The organism is Streptomyces sp. NPDC029216 (assembly GCF_040648015.1).
Classification (GTDB): Bacteria; Actinomycetota; Actinomycetes; order Streptomycetales; family Streptomycetaceae; genus Streptomyces.
Genome location: NZ_JBEZWL010000001.1, coordinates 1 through 17,504, shown reverse-complemented (window position 1 = coordinate 17,504; position 17,504 = coordinate 1). Strand labels below are relative to the sequence as shown.

The 17,504-nt window shown below is 71.5% G+C and carries 13 protein-coding genes and 2 tRNA genes; 13 read left to right on the top strand and 2 right to left on the bottom strand.

All coding sequences use genetic code 11. The annotated features are described in order from the left end of the window. Positions 1 to 63 precede the first annotated feature (63 nt). From dnaN to AB0F18_RS00035, 9 genes are all read left to right on the top strand, one after another. Positions 64 to 1,194 (top strand): DNA polymerase III subunit beta, encoded by a 1,131-nt coding sequence (dnaN, locus tag AB0F18_RS00075; protein ID WP_079428605.1) that lies wholly within the window; start codon positions 64 to 66, stop codon positions 1,192 to 1,194. Between the two features lie 195 nt (positions 1,195 to 1,389). Next, a complete protein-coding gene (gnd, locus tag AB0F18_RS00070) occupies positions 1,390 to 2,265 on the top strand; it encodes a phosphogluconate dehydrogenase (NAD(+)-dependent, decarboxylating) (RefSeq protein ID WP_362052689.1) in 876 nt (291 codons plus the stop codon). A gap of 63 nt (positions 2,266 to 2,328) precedes the next feature. Then, positions 2,329 to 3,465 (top strand): DNA replication/repair protein RecF, encoded by a 1,137-nt coding sequence (gene recF / locus AB0F18_RS00065; RefSeq protein WP_362052686.1) that lies wholly within the window; start codon positions 2,329 to 2,331, stop codon positions 3,463 to 3,465. Continuing rightward, positions 3,462 to 3,989, top strand: a complete 528-nt coding sequence (locus tag AB0F18_RS00060) for a DUF721 domain-containing protein (protein WP_362052683.1) — start codon at positions 3,462 to 3,464, stop codon at positions 3,987 to 3,989. Before recF ends, AB0F18_RS00060 begins: the two co-directional genes overlap by 4 nt. Before the next feature lie 321 nt (positions 3,990 to 4,310). Further along, complete coding sequence (gene gyrB / locus AB0F18_RS00055) at positions 4,311 to 6,332, top strand: DNA topoisomerase (ATP-hydrolyzing) subunit B (protein ID WP_362053115.1); 2,022 nt, start codon at positions 4,311 to 4,313, stop codon at positions 6,330 to 6,332. Between the two features lie 41 nt (positions 6,333 to 6,373). After that, on the top strand, positions 6,374 to 8,986 hold the full coding sequence (gene gyrA, locus AB0F18_RS00050) for a DNA gyrase subunit A (RefSeq protein ID WP_362052680.1): 2,613 nt from the start codon (positions 6,374 to 6,376) through the stop codon (positions 8,984 to 8,986). Between the two features lie 3 nt (positions 8,987 to 8,989). Next, positions 8,990 to 9,664 (top strand): DUF3566 domain-containing protein, encoded by a 675-nt coding sequence (locus AB0F18_RS00045; protein ID WP_362052677.1) that lies wholly within the window; start codon positions 8,990 to 8,992, stop codon positions 9,662 to 9,664. A 117-nt stretch (positions 9,665 to 9,781) separates the two neighbouring features. After that, positions 9,782 to 9,855, top strand: a tRNA-Ile gene (locus AB0F18_RS00040). A gap of 144 nt (positions 9,856 to 9,999) precedes the next feature. After that, positions 10,000 to 10,134 carry a DLW-39 family protein gene (locus AB0F18_RS00035; protein ID WP_208809277.1) on the top strand — a complete coding sequence of 45 codons (135 nt, stop codon included), beginning with the start codon at positions 10,000 to 10,002 and terminating at the stop codon, positions 10,132 to 10,134. Between the two features lie 238 nt (positions 10,135 to 10,372). On the opposite strand, the gene AB0F18_RS00030 is transcribed toward AB0F18_RS00035, so the two are convergent. After that, entirely contained in the window at positions 10,373 to 10,921 is a 549-nt protein-coding gene (locus AB0F18_RS00030; protein WP_362052674.1) for a DNA-binding protein, read from the bottom strand. A gap of 162 nt (positions 10,922 to 11,083) precedes the next feature. On the opposite strand from AB0F18_RS00030, the gene AB0F18_RS00025 reads away from it, so the two are divergent. The 3 genes from AB0F18_RS00025 (at position 11,084) to AB0F18_RS00015 (ending at position 12,620) form a co-directional block, all read left to right on the top strand. Beyond that, positions 11,084 to 11,156, top strand: a tRNA-Ala gene (locus AB0F18_RS00025). A gap of 265 nt (positions 11,157 to 11,421) precedes the next feature. After that, on the top strand, positions 11,422 to 12,294 hold the full coding sequence (locus tag AB0F18_RS00020; protein ID WP_362052671.1) for a hypothetical protein: 873 nt from the start codon (positions 11,422 to 11,424) through the stop codon (positions 12,292 to 12,294). Positions 12,295 to 12,458: 164 nt separating this feature from the next. Beyond that, positions 12,459 to 12,620, top strand: a complete 162-nt coding sequence (locus AB0F18_RS00015; protein ID WP_362052668.1) for a hypothetical protein — start codon at positions 12,459 to 12,461, stop codon at positions 12,618 to 12,620. 72 nt (positions 12,621 to 12,692) lie between these two features. Here the strand turns inward: AB0F18_RS00015 and AB0F18_RS00010 are convergent, their stop codons facing one another. Further along, a complete protein-coding gene (locus tag AB0F18_RS00010; protein WP_362052665.1) occupies positions 12,693 to 15,752 on the bottom strand; it encodes a BTAD domain-containing putative transcriptional regulator in 3,060 nt (1,019 codons plus the stop codon). Between the two features lie 275 nt (positions 15,753 to 16,027). Here AB0F18_RS00010 and AB0F18_RS00005 point away from each other — a divergent pair. Next, positions 16,028 to 17,504: NB-ARC domain-containing protein (locus AB0F18_RS00005; RefSeq protein WP_362052662.1), on the top strand; the 1,477-nt coding region annotated here is incomplete at its 3' end.

The following is a 17,504-nucleotide window of genomic DNA, read 5'->3' as shown; positions in this document are numbered from 1 at the left end:
GAGGCATCGACGACCGACGACGAAGGCCGGCAGACGAGCGAGCAACAGCAGGAGGCGGTTCCGGTGAAGATCCGGGTGGAGCGCGACGTACTCGCGGAGGCGGTGGCCTGGGCTGCCCGCAGCCTCCCGGCCCGGCCGCCCGTGCCCGTGCTCGCGGGCCTGCTGCTCAAGGCCGAGGACGGGACCCTGTCCCTCTCCGGCTTCGACTACGAGGTCTCGGCCCGCGTCTCCGTCGAGGCGGACGTGGAGGAGGACGGCACCGTCCTCGTCTCCGGCCGGCTCCTCGCCGACATCTGCCGCGCCCTCCCCAACCGCCCGGTGGAGATTTCCACAGACGGTGTACGGGCGACCGTGGTCTGCGGCTCCTCGCGATTCACACTCCACACCCTTCCTGTGGAGGAGTACCCGGCCCTGCCGCAGATGCCCACCGCCACCGGCACCGTCCCCGGTGAGGTCTTCGCCTCCGCCGCCGCCCAGGTGGCCATCGCCGCCGGCCGCGACGACACCCTGCCCGTGCTGACCGGTGTCCGCATCGAGATCGAGGGCGACCGCGTCACCCTGGCCTCCACCGACCGCTACCGCTTCGCGGTCCGCGAGTTCCTGTGGAAGCCGGAGAACCCGGACGCCTCGGCCGTGGCCCTGGTGCCCGCCAAGACCCTCCTCGACACCGCCAAGTCCCTGACCAGCGGTGACACGGTCACCCTGGCGCTCTCCAGCTCCGGCCAGGGCGAGGGCCTCATCGGCTTCGAGGGCGCGGGCCGCCGCACCACCACCCGCCTGCTCGAAGGCGACCTGCCGAAGTACCGCACGCTCTTCCCGACGGAGTTCAACTCGGTCGCCGTGATCGAGACGGCCCCGTTCGTCGAGGCCGTCAAGCGCGTGGCCCTGGTCGCCGAGCGCAACACGCCCGTCCGCCTCAGCTTCGAGCAGGGCGTGCTCATCCTGGAGGCCGGATCCAGCGACGATGCACAGGCTGTGGAGCGCGTCGACGCGACGCTGGAGGGTGACGACATCTCGATCGCCTTCAACCCGACCTTCCTGCTCGACGGCCTGAGCGCCATCGACTCCCCGGCGGCCCAGCTCAGCTTCACCACCTCGACGAAGCCCGCCCTGCTCAGCGGCCGCCCGGCGGTGGACGCCGAGGCGGACGAGGCCTACAAGTACCTGATCATGCCGGTGCGCCTCTCCGGCTGACCCCGCTCCCGTACGCCGGCACCGGGCCCGGTCCCGCACCAGCGAGGACCGGGCCCGGCGCCATGCGGAGCGGCCTCCCGCCACGGCCCGGCGTAGGCTCGGACCCGGCGGGCGACCCAGGAGAAAACGGCCGGAAACCACCGGTCCCCGGGGAGCCCCGATACAGACGGCCCCAACGCTTAAGGAACCCACCTGATGGAGCTCGGTCTCGTCGGTCTCGGCAAGATGGGCGGCAACATGCGCGAGCGCATCCGCCGCGCCGGCCACACCGTCATCGGATACGACCGCAACCCGGACCTCGCCGATGTCCACAGCCTCCGGGAGCTTGTGGACAGCCTCCAGGCCCCCCGCGTGGTGTGGGTCATGGTCCCGGCCGGCGCCGCGACGCAGTCCACCGTGGACGAGCTGGCGGAGCTGCTCTCCCCCGGCGACATCGTCGTCGACGGCGGCAACTCCCGCTGGACGGACGACGAGAAGCACGCCGAGGAGCTGAAGGCCAAGGGCATCGGCTTCGTCGACTGCGGCGTCTCCGGCGGCGTCTGGGGCCTGGAGAACGGCTACGCGCTGATGTACGGCGGCGACGAGAAGCACGTCGCCGCGGTCCAGCCGGTCTTCGACGCCCTCAAGCCCGAGGGTGACTTCGGCGCCGTGCACGCGGGCAAGGTCGGCGCGGGCCACTTCGCGAAGATGGTCCACAACGGCATCGAGTACGCCATGATGCAGGCCTACGCCGAGGGCTGGGAGCTGCTGGAGAAGGTGGACTCGGTCACCGACGTCCGCGAGGTCTTCCGCTCCTGGCAGGAGGGCACGGTCATCCGCTCCTGGCTGCTGGACCTCGCCGTGAACGCGCTGGACGAGGACGAGCACCTCGACCAGCTCAAGGGCTTCGCCCAGGACTCGGGCGAGGGCCGCTGGACCGTCGAGGCGGCGATCGACAACGCGGTGCCGCTGCCGGCGATCACCGCCTCGCTGTTCGCCCGCTTCGCGTCCCGCCAGGACGACTCCCCGCAGATGAAGATGATCGCGGCGCTGCGCAACCAGTTCGGCGGCCACGCGGTCGAGAAGAAGTAATCCACAACCGCTCCACAGCACCACAGAGCAGGACAGCAGGAAGCCGGGGGAGGTCGGCGCCGTATGCACGTCTCGCATCTCTCGTTGGCCGACTTCCGCTCGTACGCCCGGGCCGAGGTACCCCTCGCCCCGGGCGTCACCGCTTTCGTGGGCCCCAACGGCCAGGGCAAGACGAACCTCGTCGAGGCCGTCGGCTACCTGGCCACCCTGGGCAGCCACCGGGTGGCCTCCGACGCCCCGCTCGTCCGGATGGGCGCCGACCGCGCCGTCATCCGGGCCGCCGTGACCCAGGGCGAGCGCCAGCAGCTGGTCGAGCTGGAGCTCAACCCCGGCCGCGCCAACCGTGCCCGTATCAACAGGTCCTCGCAGGTCAGGCCCAGGGACGTGCTGGGGATCGTGCGGACCGTGCTGTTCGCCCCCGAGGACCTGGCCCTGGTCAAGGGAGACCCCGGCGAGCGGCGGCGGTTCCTGGACGAGCTCGTCACCGCCCGCTCCCCGCGCATGGCGGCGGTCCGCTCCGACTACGAGCGGGTGCTCAAGCAGCGCAACACCCTGCTGAAGTCGGCGGCGATGGCCCGCCGGCACGGCGGCCGCTCCATGGACCTGTCCACCCTCGACGTGTGGGACCAGCACCTCGCGCGCGCGGGCGCCGAGCTGCTCGCCCACCGCCTCGACCTGCTCGCGACCCTGCTGCCGCTGGCCGACAAGGCCTACGAGCAGCTCGCGCCCGGCGGCGGCCCGCTCGGGCTCGCCTACAAGTCCTCCGCGGGCGAGGACGTCGACACCGGCGAGGCCCGCACCCGCGAGGCGCTCTACGAGGTCCTGCTCGCGGGCCTGTCCGAGGTGCGCAAGCAGGAGATCGAGCGCGGCGTCACCCTGGTCGGGCCGCACCGCGACGACGTGCTCCTGCGCCTGGGCGAGCTCCCCGCCAAGGGGTACGCCAGCCACGGCGAGTCCTGGTCGTACGCGCTGGCGCTGCGGCTGGCCTCGTACGAGCTGCTGCGCTCGGAGGGCAACGAGCCGGTGCTGATCCTGGACGACGTCTTCGCGGAGCTGGACGCCCGCCGCCGCGAGCGGCTCGCGGAACTGGTGGCTCCGGGCGAGCAGGTCCTGGTGACGGCAGCGGTGGACGACGACGTTCCGGACGTGCTGTCGGGGACGCGCTTCGCGGTGTCCGGCGGTGAGGTGACCCGGCTGTGAACGAGGGCGAGCAGCAGAAGCGGAAGACCCCGGAGCCCTCCGGCGTCGACCTGGCCCGCCAGGCCCTGGCGGCCGCGCGCGAGCAGGCCCGGGCGCGGGGCAACGCGGTGGGCGGGAAGAAGGGCCGGCCGCAGCCCGGGCTGCGTTCGGGCGCGCGCGCCGACGGCCGGGACCCCATGCCGCTGATGGCGGCGCTGGACCGGCTGCGCACCGAACGCGGCTGGGAGATGCCGATCGCGGTGGCCGGGGTGATGGAGCGCTGGGCGGAGATCGTCGGCCCGGAGATCGCCGCGCACTGCGAGCCGGAGCGGTACGAGGACCGTGAGCTGCTGGTGCGCTGCGACTCCTCGGCCTGGGCGGCCCAGCTGAAGCTGCTGGCGCCGCAGCTGGTGGCGCGGCTCAACGCGGAGCTGGGGCAGGGCACCGTGCGGCTGATCAAGGTGCAGGGGCCCGGCGGGCGGCCGAAGCGGTACGGGCCGTTGCGGGCGCCCGGTAGCTCCGGTCCTGGGGACACCTGGGGATAGGGCCCGGCTGCGCATGCCGGCCCCGCTTCGCGGAGGCCGGGAATGCGGCGTCCCTCACGGTAGCCGTGGGTTGACAGGCCGAAGCGCTGGACGCCCGCGTGAGCCTCTTTGAGCCCCTCCCCGGATATGGGGAGTCGGAGAGAGGAGGTTCAGGGCGGCACATGCGGACTCAGGCACCCGCAAACCCCCATTCATGTCAGTGGTACCGGTAGACTGGAGATAATCCCGCCTGTCCGCGGGGTGACAGCGACACACGCAGACAACGCAGATCGACGCGGCCGCTCCCGCCGGTGCACTTGCTGGTCCGGAGCACGGGCTGCGCTGTGCCAGAAAGGGCGCTTCGTGGCCGATTCCGGCGACTCCAACGAGAAGAATTACGACGCCAGTGCGATCCAGGTCCTGGAAGGCCTGGACGCCGTCCGCAAGCGGCCAGGCATGTACATCGGCTCGACCGGTGAGCGTGGTCTGCACCACCTCGTCTACGAGGTCGTGGACAACTCGGTCGACGAGGCGCTGGCCGGGCACGCCGACACCATCGACGTGACCATCCTCGCCGACGGCGGGGTGCGCGTGATCGACAACGGCCGTGGCATCCCGGTCGGCATCGTGCCGTCCGAGGGGAAGCCGGCCGTCGAGGTCGTCCTGACGGTCCTGCACGCGGGCGGCAAGTTCGGCGGCGGCGGCTACGCGGTCTCCGGCGGTCTGCACGGCGTCGGCGTGTCCGTGGTGAACGCCCTGTCGACCAAGGTCGCGGTCGAGGTCAAGACGGACGGCCACCGCTGGACCCAGGACTACAAGCTGGGCGTGCCGACGGCCCCGCTGGCCAAGAACGAGGAGACCGACGAGCACGGCACGTCGGTGACGTTCTGGGCCGACGGCGACATCTTCGAGACCACCGAGTACTCCTTCGAGACGCTGTCGCGGCGCTTCCAGGAGATGGCCTTCCTCAACAAGGGCCTGACCCTGACGCTGACCGACGAGCGCGAGTCGGCCAAGGCCACGGCGGGCGCGGACGACCCGGACGCGGACACGGCCGAGCCGCAGGCCCGCACGGTGAAGTACTACTACGAGGGCGGCATCGTCGACTTCGTGAAGTACCTCAACTCGCGCAAGGGCGAGCTGATCCACCCCACCGTCATCGACGTCGAGGCCGAGGACAAGGAGCGCATGCTCTCGGTCGAGATCGCGATGCAGTGGAACTCGCAGTACACCGAGGGCGTCTACTCCTTCGCGAACACGATCCACACGCACGAGGGCGGCACCCACGAGGAGGGCTTCCGCGCGGCGCTGACCGGCCTGGTCAACCGCTACGCGCGGGACAAGAAGCTGCTCCGCGAGAAGGACGACAACCTCGCCGGCGAGGACATCCGCGAGGGTCTGACGGCGATCATCTCGGTCAAGCTGGGCGAGCCCCAGTTCGAGGGCCAGACGAAGACCAAGCTGGGCAACACGGAGGCCAAGACCTTCGTGCAGAAGGTGGTCCACGAGCACCTCAACGACTGGTTCGACCGCAACCCGGTCGAGGCCGCGGACATCGTCCGCAAGGCGATCCAGGCCGCCACGGCCCGCGTCGCGGCCCGCAAGGCCCGCGACCTCACCCGCCGCAAGGGCCTCCTGGAGAGCGCCTCGCTGCCGGGCAAGCTCTCGGACTGCCAGTCGAACGACCCCACCAAGTGCGAGATCTTCATCGTCGAGGGTGACTCCGCCGGCGGCTCCGCGAAGTCCGGCCGCAACCCGATGTACCAGGCCATCCTGCCCATCCGCGGCAAGATCCTGAACGTCGAGAAGGCCCGGATCGACAAGATCCTCCAGAACACCGAGGTCCAGGCGCTGATCAGCGCCTTCGGCACCGGCGTGCACGAGGACTTCGACATCGAGAAGCTCCGCTATCACAAGATCATCCTGATGGCGGACGCCGACGTCGACGGCCAGCACATCAACACCCTGCTGCTGACCTTCCTGTTCCGCTTCATGCGGCCGCTGGTCGAGGCCGGGCACGTGTACCTGTCCCGCCCGCCGCTGTACAAGATCAAGTGGGGCCGCGACGACTTCGAGTACGCGTACTCGGACCGCGAGCGCGACGCCCTGGTCGAACTCGGCAAGCAGAACGGCAAGCGGATCAAGGAAGACTCGATCCAGCGCTTCAAGGGTCTGGGCGAGATGAACGCCGAGGAACTGCGCGTCACCACCATGGACGTGGACCACCGCGTGCTCGGCCAGGTCACGCTGGACGACGCGGCGCAGGCCGACGACCTGTTCTCGGTGCTGATGGGTGAGGACGTCGAGGCGCGGCGCTCCTTCATCCAGCGCAACGCCAAGGACGTCCGCTTCCTCGACATCTGAGTCGGCCCCCGCTGACCGCCCGAAAGGATTCCTGACCGGCCATGGCCGACGAAACCACCCCCACCGCAGAGAACGCCGCGGAGGAGCAGCCCGTGCTGCGCATCGAGCCCGTCGGGCTCGAGACGGAGATGCAGCGCTCCTACCTCGACTACGCGATGTCCGTCATCGTCTCCCGCGCGCTGCCCGACGTACGGGACGGCCTCAAGCCCGTCCACCGCCGGGTGCTGTACGCGATGTACGACGGCGGCTACCGGCCCGAGAAGGGCTTCTACAAGTGCGCCCGCGTCGTCGGCGACGTCATGGGCACCTACCACCCGCACGGCGACAGCTCCATCTACGACGCCCTGGTCCGCCTGGCCCAGCCGTGGTCGATGCGCATGCCGCTGGTGGACTCGAACGGCAACTTCGGCTCCCCGGGCAACGACCCGGCGGCCGCGATGCGCTACACCGAGTGCAAGCTCATGCCGCAGGCCATGGAGATGCTCCGGGACATCGACGAGGAGACCGTCGACTTCACGGACAACTACGACGGCCGCAACCAGGAGCCGACGGTCCTGCCGGCGCGCTTCCCGAACCTGCTGGTCAACGGCAGTGCCGGTATCGCGGTCGGCATGGCCACCAACATCCCGCCGCACAACCTGCGCGAGGTCGCGGCCGGCGCGCAGTGGGCGCTGGAGCACCCGGAGGCCTCGCACGAGGAGCTCCTGGACGCGCTGCTGGAGCGGATCAAGGGCCCGGACTTCCCGTCGGGCGCCCTGGTCGTGGGCCGCAAGGGCATCGAGGAGGCGTACCGCACCGGGCGCGGCTCCATCACGATGCGCGCCGTGGTCGAGGTCGAGGAGATCCAGAACCGCCAGTGCCTGGTGGTCACGGAGCTGCCGTACCAGACCAACCCGGACAACCTCGCGCAGAAGATCGCCGACCTGGTCAAGGACGGCAAGATCGGCGGCATCGCCGACGTCCGCGACGAGACCTCGTCCCGGACGGGCCAGCGCCTGGTGATCGTGCTCAAGCGCGACGCCGTCGCCAAGGTCGTGCTGAACAACCTCTACAAGCACACCGACCTGCAGACGAACTTCGGCGCGAACATGCTGGCGCTGGTGGACGGGGTGCCGCGCACCCTGTCGATCGACGCGTTCATCCGCCACTGGGTGCAGCACCAGATCGAGGTCATCGTCCGCCGTACGCGCTTCCGCCTGCGCAAGGCGGAGGAGCGGGCCCACATCCTGCGCGGCCTGCTCAAGGCGCTGGACGCCATCGACGAGGTCATCGCCCTCATCCGGCGCAGCAACACCGTCGAGATCGCGCGCGAGGGCCTCATGGGCCTCCTGGAGATCGACGAGATCCAGGCGAACGCCATCCTGGAGATGCAGCTGCGCCGCCTGGCCGCCCTGGAGCGCCAGAAGATCGTCGCCGAGCACGACGAGCTCCAGGCGAAGATCGACGAGTACAACGCGATCCTGGCCTCGCCGGAGAAGCAGCGCTCGATCGTCAGCGAGGAACTGGCCGCGCTCGTCGAGAAGTACGGCGACGACCGGCGCTCCAAGCTGGTGCCCTTCGACGGTGACATGTCCATCGAGGACCTGATCGCCGAAGAGGACATCGTCGTCACCATCACGCACGGCGGTTACGTCAAGCGCACCAAGACCGAGGACTACCGCTCGCAGAAGCGCGGCGGCAAGGGCGTGCGCGGCACGAAGCTGAAGCAGGACGACCTGGTCGACCACTTCTTCGTGTCCACCACGCACCACTGGCTGCTGTTCTTCACGAACAAGGGCCGCGTCTACCGGTCCAAGGCGTACGAGCTCCCGGACGCCGGCCGTGACGCGCGCGGGCAGCACGTGGCGAACCTGCTGGCCTTCCAGCCGGACGAGAAGATCGCCCAGATCCTCGCGATCCGCGACTACGAGGCGGCGCCCTACCTGATCCTGGCCACGAAGGCCGGCCTGGTGAAGAAGACGGCGCTCAAGGACTACGACTCGCCCCGTTCGGGTGGCGTCATCGCCATCAACCTGCGGGAGACCGAGGACGGCAGCGACGACGAGCTGATCGGCGCCGAGCTGGTGTCCGCCGAGGACGACCTGCTGCTCATCAGCAAGAAGGCGCAGTCGATCCGTTTCACGGCGACCGACGACGCGCTGCGCCCGATGGGCCGCGCCACCTCGGGCGTGAAGGGCATGAGCTTCCGCGAGGGTGACGAACTGCTGTCGATGAGCGTTGTGCGGCCGGGTACGTTCGTGTTCACCGCGACCGACGGCGGCTACGCCAAGCGGACCGCGGTGGACGAGTACCGCGTCCAGGGACGCGGCGGTCTGGGCATCAAGGCTGCCAAGATCGTAGAGGACCGCGGGTCGCTCGTCGGCGCGCTGGTGGTGGATGAATCGGATGAGATCCTCGCCATCACGCTCGGCGGCGGTGTGATCCGTACGCGCGTCAACGAAGTCAGGGAGACGGGCCGTGACACCATGGGCGTCCAGCTGATCAACCTGGGCAAGCGGGATGCCGTGGTGGGCATCGCCCGCAACGCCGAGGCCGGTCAGGAAGCTGACGAGGTCGACGAGATCGAGACAGGGATCGAGGCCGCGGCAGCCGAGGGAACGGCCGCCGAGGCCGCCGGGGACGAGACGTCCCCGGATCGGGAGCACGAGGAGTAAGTCGTGAGTGGAGCCACGGGCGCCGGACCGGCCAAGACTGGAGCGAACGGTGCCCGTGGCCCTGCCGCGGAATCCCAGGGTGGGGACGAGCCCGCCGAAGGCAGGGGGGGAACCGTGACGGACACCCGAGGACCGCAGCCCGAGCCGCAGGCGAAGCCGCAGTCCCAGTCCAAGCAGAAGCAGAAGCAGAAGCCCGGCGCGGCCAAGGACGCCGCCGAGCAGCCCTACCACCCCCCGCAGGCGTACGCGGCCCCCAAGAAGCCGGGCACGCAGCGGGGACCCGTGCCGGGGGTCCGTACGACGCCCAGGACGCGCAAGGCGCGGCTGCGGGTGGCCAAGGCCGACCCGTGGTCGGTGATGAAGGTCAGCTTCCTGCTGTCCATCGCGCTGGGCGTCTGCACGATCGTGGCGTCCGCGGTGCTGTGGATGGTCATGGACGCCATGGGCATCTTCTCGACCGTCGGCGGCACGATCAGCGAGGCCACCGGCTCCAACGAGGGCAACGGCTTCGACCTCCAGTCGTTCCTGTCGCTGCCGCGCGTGCTGATCTTCACCTCGGTGATCGCGGTGATCGACGTCGTGCTGATGACTGCCCTGGCGACGCTGGGCGCGTTCATCTACAACCTGTCCGCGGGCTTCGTGGGCGGCGTGGAGCTCACGCTGGCCGAGGACGAATGACCGCCGACTGACCTGCGGGAAAGCCCCGCGACGGTGACGTCAGGGGCTCCGCCCCGGGGGATTTGGGTTCCACTGCGTCTGTGCGCTAATCTTCAGGAGTCAGCGCGCAGGCGCGACGGGGCTATAGCTCAGTTGGTTAGAGCGCATCCCTGATAAGGATGAGGCCACAGGTTCAAATCCTGTTAGCCCCACAGAGTCGAAGACCCCCAGGCCCCAGGCCTGGGGGTCTTCGCCGTTGGGCCGTCCGGGGGCTCCCAGATAACCGATCGGTATCGGTCGGTGTGTATTGTTGGCGCCCAGAAGTCCCCAACGTCAACGAAAGACGAGGTCGCGCGGTGAAGAAGCTGCTCCTGGTCGCACTGGCCGCCATCGGCGGGCTCCTCGTGTACCGCCAGATCCAGGCGGACCGCGCCGAGCAGGACCTGTGGACGGAGGCAACCGACTCCGTGCCCTCTGGTTCCGGCGTGTGAGCCCCACGTTTGATCTCATGAAGCCCCGGCTGCCGCTGCTGCCGGGGCTTCGTGCTGTTCCGGCCGCCTGCGCCGTGTGCCCGCGGGGCGGAGCAACTGGGTAGGCACGGCAAGGGCCTTGTGTGCCCCTGTGGCGGTCTGGGAGCGGTTTCGGGGATTCGGGGTGCGGGGGATGTGTGATGGCCCCCCACAGCGGCGCGGGGACGGCTTCGCGGCCCGCCCCCCGTCGCCCGGTGTGTCAGTTCTGGTGGGCCTCGTAGTGGGCCACCGCCTCCGCCGTGCGCCCGGCGCCGTACACGCGGAGGAACTCCGCCAGTTCGGGGTGGCTGGGGGCGAGGGCGTTGGCCGCGTCGATGATGTCGCCGGCCGCGGAGACCGACCTCAGCAGCGACTGGATCTCACGGACGACCCGCTTGACGGTGGGGGCGCCGGAACTCGGGGCGCTCTGAGCGCTGTTGCTGAGGACGGACCCTCCCTGGGTGTTCTTGATCTCGTCCATCCGGTCGGTGGCCTCGGCGGCGCTGACGCTGCCGTCCGCCACCTGCCCGGCGAGGTCCTGAAGGGCCTGGACCCGCTGGACGACGGCCGGGTTGCCGATCTTGGCGCGCTGTCCGCTCATCAGCTGGGACAGCATCGGCGCCGACAGTCCGAGGACGGCAGCGAGGCGGGCCTGGTTCAGGCCGAGGTCATCTATGAGCCGTCGGAACAGGGCGCCGAGGGGCTCCCCGTACCAACTGCGCTGAAGTTCCCTGGCTCTGGCCGTGGCCTCTTGCTGTACTGCGTCCACTCTTACTACTCCCCTTCGCTGGTGCGAACCTCGCGAGCATCTTACGGAGCGTGGTCGCGGGGCGGGAGTCCCCATCATTTTGCGGGATGAGGGGGTGCACCGGGTACTCTGTCCTGCGGAACGGACACTCCCTCCCTGGGGAGGGCGCGCGTCCGGACGCACGGGGCCTTAGCTCAGTTGGTAGAGCGCTGCTTTTGCAAGGCAGATGTCAGGAGTTCGAATCTCCTAGGCTCCACTCCCAAAAACCCCCTGACCTGCGGAAACGCCGGTCGGGGGGTTTTGCGTTCCCGCCCCGCCCGGCGGGCCCCGCGCACGCCGCGGTCGGGCCCCCCTCAAGGATTTCCGGAGGACGTCTCGCGCACCGCTGGACGGACCAGGACCCCCGGCCGGTGCGTATCGGGACAGTCCGGAAAAGACGTCTGCCGTTCAGGATCACGGAGGGATCTGAACGGGAAGGGCTCGCGTCACTATCTCCCGGGAAGTCCGAGAAGGGGGACACGGTGAGTGACAGCCAGACGGCACAGCGGGCGAGACGGGCCCTGCTGGTGATGCCCGGACCGGGGCTCGTGCGGGCGGCCCGCGCAGCGGGCCTGGAGGTCTGGGCGGCCCTGGACCACACGCTGGAGGTGGAGCGGGACCTCAGGTCGGAGCTGCCCCCCGAGCGGATCCTGCGCGTGGACTTCGCGGACGCGGCCGAGCTGCGCGCGGTCCTGACGGACACGGCGCGTCACCACGGCATCGGGCACATCCTCTACCTCCCCGGAGCCCTGACGGGCGGGGCCTCGGCCGCCGCCGAGTCGGTGGCCCGGGAGCTCGCGGAGGACCGGGAGGGAGCGGCCGGCGGTCTGCCGGACGCGGTGGCCATGCGGCGCGTGCTGAACGCCAGCGGGATCTCGGCCGTGCGCGCCGAGGAGGCGGCCACCGTCGCCGAGGCCCGGGCGCTGGCCGAGGCCTTCCCACTGCCGGTGGTGATCAAGTCCGCCGACGGGACGGGCGTGTGGCACACCGCCCTGGTGCGGGACCACGAGGCCCTCACGGACTGGGCCGGGCGGGCCGTCGCCGGCCGGTACCCCGGGCCGCACCTCGTCGAGGAGCTGCTGACCGGGCCGCAGTTCAGCGTGGAGACCTTCTCGGTGGACGGGATGCACCTGGTCGCGGGCATCACCGCCGAGGGCCACGCGGAGCCCCTCTCCGACGAGGACCGGGCCGGTGTCCGGGCGGTCGTACGGGCCCTGCTGGACCTGGCCGGGTACGAGTCCGGGACCACCCGTACGGACGTCCTGATCACCGCCCGGGGATCCCGGATCGCGGCCTCGCGGGAACCGTACGGCAAGCCGGGAACGGCCGCGGAGGGGAACGGGAACGGCGCCTGACGGCCGGTTACCGGACAGCGGTAACCGGCCATTCCCGCAAGGGAGTTGAGCAAGGAACTGGAAGGGAACGGTTCGGGATCGGCGTAGCCCAGTCTCAGTGATGTCGAAAGCGGCCCACCGCACAACGGGGGGCCGCACACCGCAGACATCAGGGGGATGGGCACATGAACAGCAAGCTGGTTCGACTCGTCGGGATCTTCGCCGCGGCTGTGGTTCTCGGACTCGGCGTCGCCGTCCAGTCCTCGGACGCCGGCCCGTCCACCGGGTCCCAGGTGCTTGCCGAGGACCGCGGCCCGGCGTCTGCGTCCCCCGCTCCCACGCCGTGACGGCCGAACCGGCACCCCTCACGCGGATGTGCCCCGCACCGGTATCCGGTGCGGGGCACATCCGCGTGAGGGTCAGTGTCCGCGATGCTGCTCGGGCATTCCCATGAGATCGAACAGCTCGGCGGCCTTCGCCCGGTGCTCGGACGCGGTCGCGAGGTCGCCCGACGCCTCGGCGACCAGAGCGAGGCCGATCAGCGCGTCGGCCTCCTCCGGACGCAGCCGCATCCCTGCGGCGATCGTGTACGCGTGGCCGTGCAGGGTCCCTGCGGCCTCGTACTCCCCCCGGCGCACGCGCAGTCGCCCGAGGAGGTTCTCCACCTTGGCCAGGCGGATCGGCGTACTGCCGCCCCGGGCCAGGGTCAGGGCCTTCTCCGCGAAGTCCGAGGCCTCCGCTTCCTTGCCCATCCGGTCCGCGACCTCGGCGGACAGCGCGAGGAGCAGGGCGCCGTCCGCCTGTTCCCTGTCCCAGTCGCACAGGTCGCGGGTGGTGCGCAGGCAGGCGTACGCCTCCTCGTAGGCGCCGCGGCCCGCCTGGGCGACGGCCAGGTCCGTCAGGGCGGTCGTCTCACCACCCCGGTATCCGAGGCCGCGGCTGATCCTCAGCGCCCGGCGTGCAGCCTCCTCCGCCTCGGCGTAGCGGCCGCAGGCCGCGTGCAACGAGCTGAGCATGGTGAGGGCTTCGGATTCCTCACGGAGGGCCCCGAGTTCCCCGGCCATGCCGATCGCCCGCTCGATGAGGGGGAGCGCGGCCGTGTACTGCCCGAGCATGCTGAGCAGCAGGCCGATGGTCGACTCGCTGTGGGCCTCGATGTGCCGGTCGCCGAGCCGGACGGCGGTGTCCCGGCCCTCGGCCGCGACTTCCAGCCCCTCCTCGAAGCGGCCGAGCTTCCAGCAGGCGGCGCCCAGGTTGGACAGGCTGACGCTGAGCAGGCCCGGGTCGTCGAGTCGGCGGGCGGCCGCTACGGAGAGGCGGCCGAGGCTCCAGAACTCGTCGAACTGCCCGCGTGCGTGCAGGTGGAAGGCCAGGTTGCGGCTCAGGCAGGCGGTGTAGCGGTCGTGGCCGCGGCGGTCCGCGAGGCTGACGGCCGCCAGCAGGCCGTCGTGTTCCTGGTCGAACCACCGGCCCGCCAGGTCCGCCCGCCCCAGCGCGGGCAGCTCGCCCGCGTACGGCGGGATGCCGGTGGGGCGGTAGTTGCGGCCCGGGAACAGCACCTCGCAGGCCTCGTCCGTGGCCGTCAGGTAGTAGCCGAGCAGCCGCTCGACCGCCGCCGCGTCGGCCGCCTCCGTCGCCGGGACCCGCAGGCTCTGGGCGAAGCTGCGCACCAGGTCGTGGAAGGTGTACAGGCCGATGTCGGGCTGCTGGACGAGGTGCACGTCGAGCAGGAACTCCAGGGTGTCCTCGGCGTCCCGGAGGGTCGTGCCGAGGAGCGCGGCCGCCGCGTGGACGTCGATGTCGGCGCCCGGGTGCAGGCTCAGCATGCGGAAGGCCGTGCGGTGCTTCTCGTCCATCGCCAGGTACGACAGCCGCAGCGTCGCCGCCACGCTGCGCTCGCCCGAGCTCAGCTCGTCCATCCGGCGGGTCTCGTCGCGCAGCCGCTCGACCAGGTAACGGACCGTCCAGCGCGGCCTGTTGCGCAGCCGGGCGGTGGCGATGCGCAGGGCCAGCGGGAGGTGCCCGCACAGCTCCGCCAGCTCCGCGGCCGCCTCCGGCTCGGCGGCCACGCGGGCCGCGCCGAGCGTCTGCGTCATCAGGTCGGTGCTCTCCTCGGGCTTCATCAGGTCGATGGAGACCCACTCGACGCCGTCGAGGTCCAGCAGCCGGGCCCGGCTCGTCACCAGCACGAGGCAGCCCGGCGAGGCCGGCAGCAGGGGCCGGATCTGCGCGGCGTCGACGGCGTTGTCGAGCAGCAGCAGGATCCGCCGGCCGTCGAGGACGGCCCGCCACAGGGCGGCGCGGCCCTCCAGGTCCTCGGGGATCCGGTCGCCGGGCGTGCCGAGGGTGCGCAGCAGGCCGTCCAGCGCGGACGCGGGGGTCACCGGGGTCTCGCCCGGGGTGAACCCGCGCAGGTCGATGAGGAGCTGGCCGTCCGGGTAGCGGTCGGCCAGCCGGTGGGCGGCCCGGACGGCGAGGGAGGTCTTGCCCATGCCGCCCATGCCGTCGATGGCGACGATGCGGGAGTAGCGTTCCTGGCCCGGGGCGCCCTCCCGGACGAACTCGAAGAGCTCGTTCAGCTCCTTGGTGCGGCCCGTGAAGTCGGGCAGGTCGTAGGGGAGCGTGCAGGGGGCCTCGGCCGGCGGTGCGGGCGCCGCCTCGGGCGCGGGTACGGATACGGGGGCCGGCGCGGGTTCCGGGTCCGTGCGGGCCGCCGGCTGCGGGGCCGGCGGCTCCGGGCGCTCCGGCGCGGCCAGTTCGGGGCCGTCGCGCAGGATCGCCTCGTACAGCTTGGCCAGCTGCGGCCCCGGGTCGATGCCGAGCTCCTCCACGAGCAGCTCGCGCACCCGCCCGTACTCCTGGAGCGCCTCGGCCTGCCGTCCCGTGCGGTACAGGGCCAGCATCAGCTGCCCGCGCAGGGTCTCCCGCAGCGGGTGCTCGGTGATCAGCGCGCGCAGCCCGGACACCAGCTCGCCGCTCTCCCCCAGCGTGAGCCGCAGGCCGAAGTACTGCTCGGCGGCGGACAGCCGCCGTTCCTCCAGCGCGGTCGCGGCGGTGTCGATCACCGAGCCGCCGGCGCCGGACAGCACGGGACCCCGCCACAGGGCCAGGGCGGAGGCCAGGTGCTCGGCGGCCGTGGTCATGCGGCCCTCCTTCGCCGCCTGCCCCGCCGCCTGGACGAGTCCGTCGAATTCGAGCAGGTCCAGCTGCCCTGCCGTCACGGCGGCCCGGTACCCGGGGCCGTCGGTGACGATCACCGCACTGCCGTCCGGGATGCGTCGTCGCAGGTCGGCGACGGCTTTGCGGACCTGGTGCGCGGCCGTTGCAGGTGGATCCTGCTCCCACGCGGCCTCGACCAGCCGGGCGACGGTCACCACCCGGCCGGACTCCAGCAGCAGCATGGACAGGACCCGTTCCTGGATGGCCCCGCCCAGCCTCAGCCGCCCCCCGGCGGCCCAACTCTCAAGGGATCCGAGCATGTTGAAGCGGAGGGAATTCCCTTGGGGAATCCCCTCGCCTCTTCCTGCGGACCCCGGTTCTGTCGCGGTCATCGACAGCCGATCCCCCCCCAGCCCAACAAATCCCCAGGTCGGGGCCTTTGCCAACGGGATCATAGGCGGTTCCCCTGTGAGGCGGTAAGGCTCCGGGAAGGGAACGGGAAGGGGAATGCGGAGGCTGTGTCAGCCGAAGGGACCGGCGACAACGACCGACGGCACAGGCGCATTTGACACAGCGAGCGGCAAAGGAGCAGAAGGTGGGCAGACTGGAGAGACCCCTCGCCCCGGACGCGGGACCCGTCACCGCGTTCGCCCGGGAGCTGCGCAGGCTCCGGACCGCCGCGGGCAGCCCCGGCTACCGCGACATGGCCAACCGGGCGATGTTCTCCGCGTCGGTGCTCTCCGACGCGGCCGCCGGATACCGGCTCCCGACCCTCCAGGTGGCCCTCGCCTTCGCGGAGGCCTGCGGCGGGGACCGGGCGACCTGGGAGCGCCGCTGGCGCGAGGCCGCCGGGGCGGAGGGCGCCGAAGGGGTGTCCCGTCCGGCCGCCAAGAGCGTGCAGCAGCACCAGGAGGCGGAGCTGCGCGCCGCCGCCGTACGGGCCGCGGTGCCGCCGCCCGCGCAGCTGCCGATGGAGCCGCACCGGCTGGTGGGGCGGGGTCATCTGCTCCAGCGGGCCCGGGTGCTGACCGCGTCCCGGGACGGCGAGCGGGCCGTGCCGAGGCCGCTGGTGATCACCGGTCAGGTCGGTGTGGGCAAGTCGGCGTTCGCGCTGCGGCTCGCGCACGAGCTGGCGGCGGACCTGCCGGACGGGCAGCTGTACGTCGACCTCGACGCGGCCGCCGACGGGCGCAAGGACGCCCACGGGATCGTGGGCGGCTTCCTGGAGGCGCTCGGCATGCCCGCCGACCGCATCCCGAACGACACCGGGCCGCGGTTCGGCCTGTACCGCTCGCTGCTGGCCCGCCGCCGGGTCCTGGTGGTCCTCGACGGGGTGCAGCACGAGCGCCAGGTGCGCGAGCTGCTGGCCGGTGCGCCGGAGAGCCGGATCATCGTCACCAGCCGCTCGCGGCTGCTCGGCCTCGACGGGGTCGACCGGATGCGGCTGCCGGCCCTGGAGCGGGACGAGTCGGTGGACCTGCTGGCGGGCCTGCTGGGCGAGGAGCGGGTGGGCGCCGAGCCGCGGGCCTGCCTGCGCCTCGCGGAGGCCTGCGGGGACCTGCCCGCCGCGCTGAACCTGGCCGGCCGGCGGATCGCGGCCCGGCCCGAGTGGATGCTGGAGGACTGCGTCGCGGAGCTGCTCGGCGAGGGCGTGCAGGCGCCGGGGCTGTTCCTGTCCCGGCTGCGGGCCGGGGACGACAGCCTGAGCCGGCGTCTCGACGCCGCCTACCGGTCGGCGGTGCCGTGGGCACGGCCGCTGCTGCGCCGGATCGCCGTCTCCGGACGGCCCTCCGTGGACTCGGTGGTGTACGAGTGCGCGGACGCGCTGGTCCATTCGGTCGAGCGGTCCGCGGAGCCGGTCGAGGACCTGCTGGAGAGCCTGCTCGACGCGGGTCTGCTCGCGCCGTCCGACCTGCCGGGCCAGTACGGACTGCCGCCGGTGGTACGGGCGTTCGCGCTGGCCCAGCCCGAGCAGGACGCGGCGGCGGCCGCGCCCTCGTACACCACCGAGTCCACGGAGGGCCGTCCGGAGACGGCGATCCGGCGCAGCAGCGGCCGTGCCCACGGCACCG